Here is an 8,815-nt window from a genome sequence, read left to right as displayed (position 1 = left end):
GTACCGTGGCTGTAGGCTAAATCCGTCTGGGGTAAGGGGGAGATCGGCCTCAGACCGATTTGTGCAACAAAGCCGTTCTACGTTAGTAAGTAAAATTCACGCTTCAATTGTTAGTTTTTTGCATCGCTACGATTTCTGCAGGACGCCGCAAATTCCAACGTCTCATACCCACACTTCACGATAGATACTCATCCCTTTCCACATCCACCTCCACCGGGGGATTTGAGGACAAACACATCCTCAGCGCACATCTGAGCTTCGTCATTGCCTTGCAATAGCTCTTTTTTTCCATTTGCACGTTCGATGAAGTTTTCACCAACTGCACCGGCGCGCCCCCCATTGATCCCATGTGTAGGGACTATACGATGAGAGGACAAAACAGTGACCGTGGTTGGCTCAAGAAAACGAAGCCGTCTGATAATGCCTTCTCCGCCTTGATATTTACCCTGGCCACCTGATCCTTGGCGTATTGAGAATTCATCAAGGCGCACAGGGAAGCGCGTTTCCAGAACCTCTGGATCCGTCATTCTTGTGTTTGTCATGTGACTGTGAACCGCATCGGTGCCATGAAACCCGTCGCCCGCGCCTGTGCCTCCGCAAATGGTTTCGTAGTTTTGATAACTGTCATTGCCATAGACGAAATTGTTCATCGTTCCTTGGCTCCCTGCGATAACACCAAGTGCACCATAAAGCGTATCTGCGATTGCTTGGCTGACTTCAGTATTGCCTGAAATAACGGCCGCAGGAGCTTTGGGATTGATCATTGATCCTTCAGGAACAACAAGCGTAAGCGGTTTCAAGCAGCCTTCATTCATCGGGATGTCCGTGCCGACCAATGTGCGAAACACATAAAGGACCACGGCGCGACAAATCGCCAAAGGCGCGTTGTAGTTATAGCCATTCTGTTCGGAGGTGCCTGTAAAGTCGATCGTTGCTTCGCGCCGCTGTTTGTCCACGGAGATTGCCACTTGGATTTGATCACCGCTATCAAGCGGATAGGTGAAGTCACAATCATGCAATACATCAAGCACGCGGCGTACACTTTCCTCGGCGTTGTCTTGCACATGAGACATGTAAGCATGCACTGTCTCGACGCCAAATTGTTTGGTGATCTTTTGAAGTTCGCTCAAACCAGTGGTGTTTGCGGCAATTTGCGCTGAAAGATCTGCCATGTTTTGATCAATGTTGCGACACGGGTAGCTGCCAGATGCAAGAAGTTCGCGCGTCTGAGCATCGCGCAACTGACCTTGTTGCACCAATAGGAAATTGTCGATCAGAACGCCTTCTTCTTCGATCCTGCGGCTGTCAGGTGGGGCTGAACCGGGGGTCTTACCTCCGATATCCGCATGGTGGCCACGGCTCGCTACTGTATAGAGTATGCGCTCACCAGCGTCGTCGAACACAGGGGTGATCACAGTGACATCCGGCAAATGCGTGCCGCCGTTGAATGGATTGTTCATCATGAACACATCGCCAGGGTGAATTTTGCCACTGTTCTGCTTCAGAATGACACGCACGCTTTCAGACATGGACCCAAGATGCACGGGGACATGCGGTGCGTTGGCGACCAAATCGCCAGCCGCGTCGAATATCGCGCAAGAGAAATCATAGCGTTCTTTGATGTTCACTGAATAGGCGGTGTTGGCTAAAGTTGCCCCCATTTGTTCCGCAATCGACATGAACAGGTTATTGAACACTTCGAGCATGACCGGATCGACCGTTGTCCCGATTGCCTCTTTTCGTTCCAGCGCTGTAGCTCGTGTCAGCACAAGGCATCCCCCTTCAACGCACTTTGCTTGCCAGCCTTGCTCAAGAATGTTGGTGCCTGTGGGCTCCGTCAAGATCGCAGGACCTTGGATGGTCTCGCCGACATGCATCTGCGTCCGATCCACAATCGGTGCGTCATAGAGCTTATCGACCGACCACATTTGAGTGGTTTTAGATGAAACTTTGGTCGTTGGGTTTTGCTCAAACTGAACAGTTTCCCCGGTTGCGCCAATCGCTTCGGCAGACAGCACATCAATCACCAAGCTTGCCTCTTTTGGCACAAACCCAAACCGTTGGTGATGTGCTTTTTCAAACGTCTTTCGCATCTCTTCCGCGCTTGCAAAAGGGACGTCTAGCGTTTGTTGTGCACCAGACGGTCTGATATGCGCAGTCTGAACGATGCTAATCTGCGCAAGATCAATCCCTTGGCTGCTGACTTCACTTTGCGCATCGCGCACAAGTCCATCTAAAATCTTGCGCGCCTTTTGAATGTGTTCGATCCCTTGGCCAAATTGATGTTCTCGCATTGCGCGCACGTCTGCCAAGCCCATGCCAAAAGCAGACAGAACCCCTGCAAACGGATGGATGAACACGCTCTGCATTCCTAAAGCATCTGCAACGAGACAGGCGTGTTGACCTCCCGCGCCACCAAAACAGTTCATCGTATATTTGGTCACGTCATAACCACGTTGGACACTGATCTTCTTGATTGCATTGGCCATGTTTTCGACGGCGATGCGCAAGAAACCTTGGGCGATTTCTTGGACCGTCATGTTCTTGCCAATCTCGCGGGCGAGCGCCTCGAACTTGCTGCGCACCGCATCGACATCAAGCGGTTGATCTGCGCCGGGGCCAAAGACATGGGGGAATTGATCAGGCTGCAGTTTGCCCAACAACACGTTGCAATCTGTCACTGTCAACGGTCCGCCACGGCGGTAGGCGGCGGGACCGGGGTTTGCGCCTGCGCTGTCAGGTCCTACCTGCATACGGCCATCGCGGTAGGACAAGATCGAGCCCCCACCCGCCGCAACTGTATGTATCGACATCATCGGAGCACGCATACGCACACCTGCGACTTCCGTCTCGAAACTGCGCTCTAAAATGCCAGCGTAGTGGCACACATCCGTCGATGTGCCGCCCATGTCAAAGCCGATAAGCTTTTCGAATCCATGTTGCGTCGCTGTACGCACCATGCCTACGACACCCCCCGCTGGACCAGACAAGATCGCATCGCGTCCCTCAAAAAGCGCGGCGTCCGTTAAGCCGCCATTCGAGCGCATGAACATCAAGCGTTCGCATCCGCCTGTTTCCGCTCCAAGGGCGTCAGCGACTTGTCGCACATAGCGGCGCAGAATGGGTGATAGATATGCATCGACAACAGCCGTATCCCCACGCGATACAAGTTTGATCAAAGGGCTTGCTTCGTGGCTTAGTGAGACCTGATCGAAGCCAATTTTTCGGGCCATCTCGCCAATCAGCTGCTCGTGCTCTGAAAAGCGGTAACTGTGCATTAAGGCGACTGCGACAGAGCGATATCCTTGCGCATAAGCATCCAGCAGGGCGGCGCGTGTCTGCTCTTGCTCAAGCGGTGTGATGATCTCACCATTTGCAGCGATCCGCTCTTGGACTTCGATCACGTCTTCATACAAAAGTTCGGGGAGTTTGATGTTGAGGTCGAACAGTTTTGGACGGTTTTGAAATCCAATCCTTAGCAAATCTCGCATGCCTTTAGTGATCAGCAGGAGTGTGCGTTCGCCCTTGCGCTCTAACAGTGCATTAGTCGCAACGGTAGTGCCCATTTTGACTGCGCTGATCTGACCAGCCGGGATCGGATCCTCAACGCCAAGCTCGAGCAGCTTTCGAATGCCGTGAACTGCGGCATCAGGGTAAACCTCTGGATTTTCGGACAAAAGCTTGTGTGTGCGCAGCTCACCGTCGGGCGACTTTGCTACGATATCCGTGAATGTGCCCCCACGGTCGACCCAGAATTGCCACATGGCATAGCTCCTTTGTGTGCTGGCGGACCAGCAGTTCTAACAGTTGTAAGAATGAAGAGGTGTCGCGATTAGTAGAAAAAAGACGGCAGCCAAAGCGCGAGGTTCGGAAAGATCAGCAAAAGCGCAAGCATCACAAACATCGTGACTACGAAGGGCAACGCGCCTTTGATCACATCAATCATCGGCCCTGACTTGCGGATGCCTTGCACCACATAAAGGTTGATGCCTATGGGGGGCGTGATCAGCGCTGTTTCCAGCAGGACCATCAGTAAGATTCCAAACCAAACCGGATCAAATCCAAGTGCGACGACGATTGGTGTGATCAGCGGAGCCATTGTCAGCAGCATCGACAAGGTCTCCATGAAGCAGCCGATCAAGATCAGCACTGCAACAATCATCAGCATCGTTTGCATCGGCGTCCAGCCAAGACCCGTGACGAAGTCCGTCAAAGCTTGGGTCAAGCCGATGATGGAGAGCACAAAGTTCAAGAACACAGCGGCGACAATGATCAGCATAATCATTGCTGTCGTCCGCATGGTTCCTTCAATCGCTTGGCGCATCATGTCGATAGACATTTTGCCATTGATCGCGGCCAAAATCATGGATGCGACCACACCCAAAGCCGCAGCCTCGGTTGGGGTAGCAAGACCCGCATAGATCGAGCCGACGACGACGACAAAGATACCCAGTGGCGGGATCAGTGACGGAAGAGCGCGCAGACGTTCACCCCATGTGTGACGCAGTTTTTCACCGCCCCATTCAGGTTTGATCATGCAAGCCACGACAATGGTCGCCATGAACAAAAGCGCCAAAAGGAAGCCGGGGAGGAAACCCGCGAGGTAAAGTTCTGGCACGGACGTATTAGTCAGCAGCCCATAAAGGATCAGGTTGATCGAGGGCGGAATGAGAATGCCCAAAGTGCCGCCAGCGGCAACTGTGCCAAGAAACAAGCTCTCGTTATACCCGCGCTTTTCGATCTGCGGCACGGCAACGGTGCCGATTGTGGCTGCCGTGGCAACAGATGAGCCAGAGGTTGCGGCGAACAAGGCCGAAGAGCCGATGTTGGAATGCATCAAGCCACCGGGCAACCAGCCGACCCATTTGACGATACCATCATACATCCGCTCTGTGATACCGGCGCGTAGCAGAATTTCGCCCATCATCACGAACATTGGAATGGCGACGAGCAGGAAGTCGGTCGAGGTTTGCCAAGCCATATCTGAAATTGCGCGATGTAGTGGCATGGGGCTGTCGGTGTATTGCAAGATAAGGCCAAGCCAGCCCAGTGACGCGGCAATCGGGACTGCTAAACCGATCAGCGCCAACAGAATAAGGAGTGTTTTCAAAAGCATCGATTTATACCGTCTCGTCTTCGATTTGTTCATCAAGGGATTTGACACCAATCAAATCTTGGGTGCCATCAGAGTCGCCCGCCATCATGCGTTTGAGCGCGACGAGGCAGAGCAAAGCACCGGAAAAGACAAAGAACATCCAGCCAAGCAGCCATGGAATTTGCGGTATAGCGAGTGGGACGCGCATAGGCGTGATCGAGCGAGAGCCATTGTCGAGCGTGTCGGCGACCAACGACCAAACGTTGTAAACGATGACTGCGGCGAAGCTGATCAGCATGATCATCCCGAACAGATTTATGATACCGTGTAAGCCTTTAGGGATCGCGCCAAGCATTGCATCAACCCGAATATGCGCGCGCTCGAACAAGGCATAAGAAAGCGCCAGCGCGGTTGCGACACCAAAGGCGTAGCCGGAAATCTCATCCGCACCACCGATGGAAACATTGAACACTTTACGCAGGAACACCTCAGTCGTGACCAGAAAGGCGGATAAGACGATCAAAGAACCGCCAAGCCAGGTCAGCCAAAGGCTTAGGGTGCGGGTGCTATTTAACAAACGCTCTAACATCGGAGGAGTCCTGTAGGGAAATGAGGAGAATGAAGCGGCAGACAAACGCCTGCCGCCCAAGTGCTTTTAGCTTATTTGGCAGCAGCTGTCAGACCCAAGATCGGACCAACTGTGCTGTTCCAGTTCGCAGCGCACTCTTCGCCGCAACGCTCGGCCCAACGGGCCAGTACAACATCTGTCGCGATGGTGTCGCGTGCTTTCAGGTCCGCTTCAGAAGGCTCGATCAAAGTCATCGAACCCGCTTCGCCAATCTCACAAGCGCCGCCTGTGATGCACGAAATAGCAATGTCATCTTCTGTCGCGGTTTCGGCCCACATCGCGTCTGTCAACGTCGCGATTTCGCTCTGCATCAGCTCTTGTTGATCTGCAGACAGGCTGTTCCATTTGTCCATGTTCATCGCCCCAAACGCGAGGCCCCAACCGACGCGCAATGTGTAGGCGTGCGTCGCAACTTGGTTCCATTTTGCGGTGTAAGCCGACATGGTGCCTGTGATCGCGCAATCGACAACGCCTTTTTCCAGCGCTGGGATCACTTCGGAGAAGGATACAGTTACAGATGTACCGCCAACACCTTCGACGAAATCACCCAAAGTCGTTGAGTAGACGCGGATCTTTTTGCCATTCAGGTCCTCAATACCATTCACTTCACCGTTGCACCAAAGCGTTTGGCTCGGGAACGGATAGAGCATCAAAAGCTTGGCGTTGTAGATGTCGGCAAAGGCCTTCTCGAGCGTTGGGTAATAGGCGTCGGACACTTTGCGCTGCGTGTCGATATCTTGGGTCAAAGACGACAGATCCGCCCCTTCAAAGATCGCGTTTTCCGCCGCGACATATCCGGGCAGGCCGAAAGCAAAATCAAATACTCCGTTTTTCACGAGACGCATGATCTCAAATCCTTTCAGGCCCAGACCGGACTGTGACTGGATCTTGCCTACGATATTACCGTCAGAGGCTGCGCGCAGACGCTGGTTAAAGAAAGGCTCTTCGTGCTTTTGGAAATTTGTCAGGCTCGACCAGGTGCCGACTGCGTTAAGTACGACAGGGCTGTCGGCAAAGCTTGCGCTGGCACTGAACGCAAGCGCGGCAATGGCTGATGTAACTGTTTTCATGGATACTCTCCTTGTTGGTTGTTTTAGTTTTTATGGTTGTAGAATTGTGGTTTCGGCGTCTTCAGCCACATCTGAAATCAGCATGTGACCGGGGGAATGGGTGATGCAGAGCGGCAGTTTCGCATCAAGCAGAACGTTTTGAGGGGTGACGCCACAGGCCCAATAGACCGGCACTTCGCCGCTTTTGATTTGAACCGCTTCGCCCCACTGTGGCTTTGACAGATCAGCGATCCCGATGTTTTCAGGATCGCCAAACCCAATAGGTGCGCCATGGGCTTGTGGGAAGCGCGCGCTGATCTCGCGGGCGTCTTCAACCTGCGCCTCTGGAATCGGGCGCATGGTCACGACCATTTTGCCCGCAAAAGGCCCTGCCGGCATCAGATCAATGTTGGAGCTGAACATCGGCACATTGCGCCCGCTTTCGATGTGGCGCACAGGAATGCCATTGCGCATCAGCGCGTTCTCGAACGTAAATGAACAGCCTAGTGCCACGGTTACCAAATCATCGCGCCATAGCTTTGATATGTTGGTGACTTCGTCTGACAGCCTGCCATCGGTGAAGACGCGGTACTTGGACACATCGCTTCGGATATTAATGTCGCGACCTAGCGTTGGTAGATAGGGGTCACCACTATCACTTACCCCGACAACAGGGCAGGGCTTGGGGTTGCGCTGGCAAAAGCGCAGAAAGTCCAATGCATAGCGCTCAGGGAGAATAGCGAGATTGCATTGGAGCTTTCCAGCCGCCAGACCCGCTGTGTGCCCTGTGTAAGATCCAGAGCGAATTGCAGCGCGCACCTTCTGTACGGAGGCGTCGGTGAGATCAGAATGAGACGTGCTCAAAGTACTCATAAGAAAAGCCTATCTAGTGATGGCTCTACTCTCTACAGATCACTTAATTCATGCAAATTATCATTTTGTATCACTTGTGATAGATTTTTTGAAATTACCGCGGGTGTGAAGCATCCCATTCTTGCGCTACGTTACTGGCGATTTCGGCACTGTTTTCAACAAGAAAGCTGCGAGGTTCAGAAAGGTAAGATGCCGTAAACATCAAAGGTTGGGGTCGAAATCCCGGATCGAATTCGACGATCTGCCCAGAGAGCAAAAAATCATTCGCCAGCGCGCGGGGGTAAGGGCCGACAGCGATTCCCGCCGCAATCATCTTGAGGCTCGCAGAAAGAGACGCAGAGGCGAAGACACGTAATCGCGGCCCAACGCGGCGAGAAAGTTCAGACATAAGTTCACGGTAGGGGCGCGTTTGGCTGGAATAGGAAATGACTGGAATTTCGCTCAGATCCGTTTGCTCGTTCTTGGTCGAGCGATACCAATGAAGATCGAACGCGGGTAAAGCCACATTCTCGACGCTGAACTCAGACACCGGCCCCATCAATAAAGCAAGATCCAAACGGCGTTCGAGCAAAGCCGCGCGTAGATTCAGCGAAATATCGACAGTCAGATCAACATTTACCCGAGGATACTGTGTGCTGAAAGCTTTTAGAAATTCGGGCAGCCAAGCCTGTGCAATTGTCTCGGACGCGCCGACGCGAAACAGTCCTTCGGTCTCTGAAGGGTTGGCGACACGCTGTTTGATTTCTTCTTCCACAAACAACATCTGCTCGGCATAGGACAGCAAAAGCGATCCATGTTTGGTGAGAATAACATCGCCTTGGCTGCGTTCGAATAATGGAACGCGCAGTTCATCCTCTAAGTTTGCAATCCGTGTCGAGACCGCAGGCTGGGACAAGTGCAAACGCTCCGCCGCTTTGCGAAATCCACCAAGGCGTGCGACCCAGAGAAAAGTTTTGATTTGGTCAAAGGTCATGGGGTGATCCACTTATTTAGCAGAAATCTCATCTATGTAAAAAAATCGAAGCAACTGGTGGATCAAAAGGTCGTAAATGAAATTGCAAAAAATAGTCCATTTTCTCAAATCATCCTAATAGGGGCTTTGTTGCACAAATCGGTCTGAGGCCGATCTCCCCCTTACCCCAGACGGATTTAGCCTACAGCCACGGTACT

6 protein-coding genes are annotated in these 8,815 nt (G+C 52.7%); all 6 read right to left on the bottom strand.

The window, feature by feature from the left end; all coding sequences use genetic code 11:
- Positions 1-188: 188 nt before the first annotated feature.
- Positions 189-3,764 carry a hydantoinase B/oxoprolinase family protein gene (locus ACTG3Z_RS17280; protein ID WP_439144245.1) on the bottom strand — a complete coding sequence of 1,192 codons (3,576 nt, stop codon included), beginning with the start codon at positions 3,762-3,764 and terminating at the stop codon, positions 189-191.
- 68 nt (positions 3,765-3,832) lie between these two features.
- A complete protein-coding gene (locus ACTG3Z_RS17275) occupies positions 3,833-5,116 on the bottom strand; it encodes a TRAP transporter large permease (protein ID WP_439144244.1) in 1,284 nt (427 codons plus the stop codon).
- A 4-nt stretch (positions 5,117-5,120) separates the two neighbouring features.
- On the bottom strand, positions 5,121-5,684 hold the full coding sequence (locus tag ACTG3Z_RS17270; protein ID WP_439144243.1) for a TRAP transporter small permease subunit: 564 nt from the start codon (positions 5,682-5,684) through the stop codon (positions 5,121-5,123).
- Between the two features lie 71 nt (positions 5,685-5,755).
- Positions 5,756-6,793 carry a TRAP transporter substrate-binding protein gene (locus tag ACTG3Z_RS17265; RefSeq protein ID WP_439144242.1) on the bottom strand — a complete coding sequence of 346 codons (1,038 nt, stop codon included), beginning with the start codon at positions 6,791-6,793 and terminating at the stop codon, positions 5,756-5,758.
- 30 nt (positions 6,794-6,823) lie between these two features.
- Positions 6,824-7,645, bottom strand: a complete 822-nt coding sequence (locus ACTG3Z_RS17260; RefSeq protein ID WP_439144241.1) for a putative hydro-lyase — start codon at positions 7,643-7,645, stop codon at positions 6,824-6,826.
- A 94-nt stretch (positions 7,646-7,739) separates the two neighbouring features.
- Entirely contained in the window at positions 7,740-8,618 is an 879-nt protein-coding gene (locus tag ACTG3Z_RS17255; protein ID WP_439144240.1) for a LysR family transcriptional regulator, read from the bottom strand.
- Between the last annotated feature and the right edge of the window lie 197 nt (positions 8,619-8,815).

Source organism: Planktotalea sp., from assembly GCF_965659345.1.
Lineage (GTDB): Bacteria > Pseudomonadota > Alphaproteobacteria > Rhodobacterales > Rhodobacteraceae > Planktotalea.
This window is presented reverse-complemented; position numbering and strand designations above follow the sequence as displayed.

Bases quoted from the DNA above. Each gene is read 5' to 3' on its own strand.
- ACTG3Z_RS17255 (WP_439144240.1), bottom strand. From the start codon at position 8,618: ATGACCTTTGACCAAATCAAAACTTTTCTCTGGGTCGCACGCCTTGGT.
- ACTG3Z_RS17280 (WP_439144245.1), bottom strand. From the start codon at position 3,764: ATGTGGCAATTCTGGGTCGACCGTGGGGGCACATTCACGGATATCGTA.
- ACTG3Z_RS17265 (WP_439144242.1), bottom strand. From the start codon at position 6,793: ATGAAAACAGTTACATCAGCCATTGCCGCGCTTGCGTTCAGTGCCAGC.
- ACTG3Z_RS17270 (WP_439144243.1), bottom strand. From the start codon at position 5,684: ATGTTAGAGCGTTTGTTAAATAGCACCCGCACCCTAAGCCTTTGGCTG.
- ACTG3Z_RS17275 (WP_439144244.1), bottom strand. From the start codon at position 5,116: ATGCTTTTGAAAACACTCCTTATTCTGTTGGCGCTGATCGGTTTAGCA.
- ACTG3Z_RS17260 (WP_439144241.1), bottom strand. From the start codon at position 7,645: ATGAGTACTTTGAGCACGTCTCATTCTGATCTCACCGACGCCTCCGTA.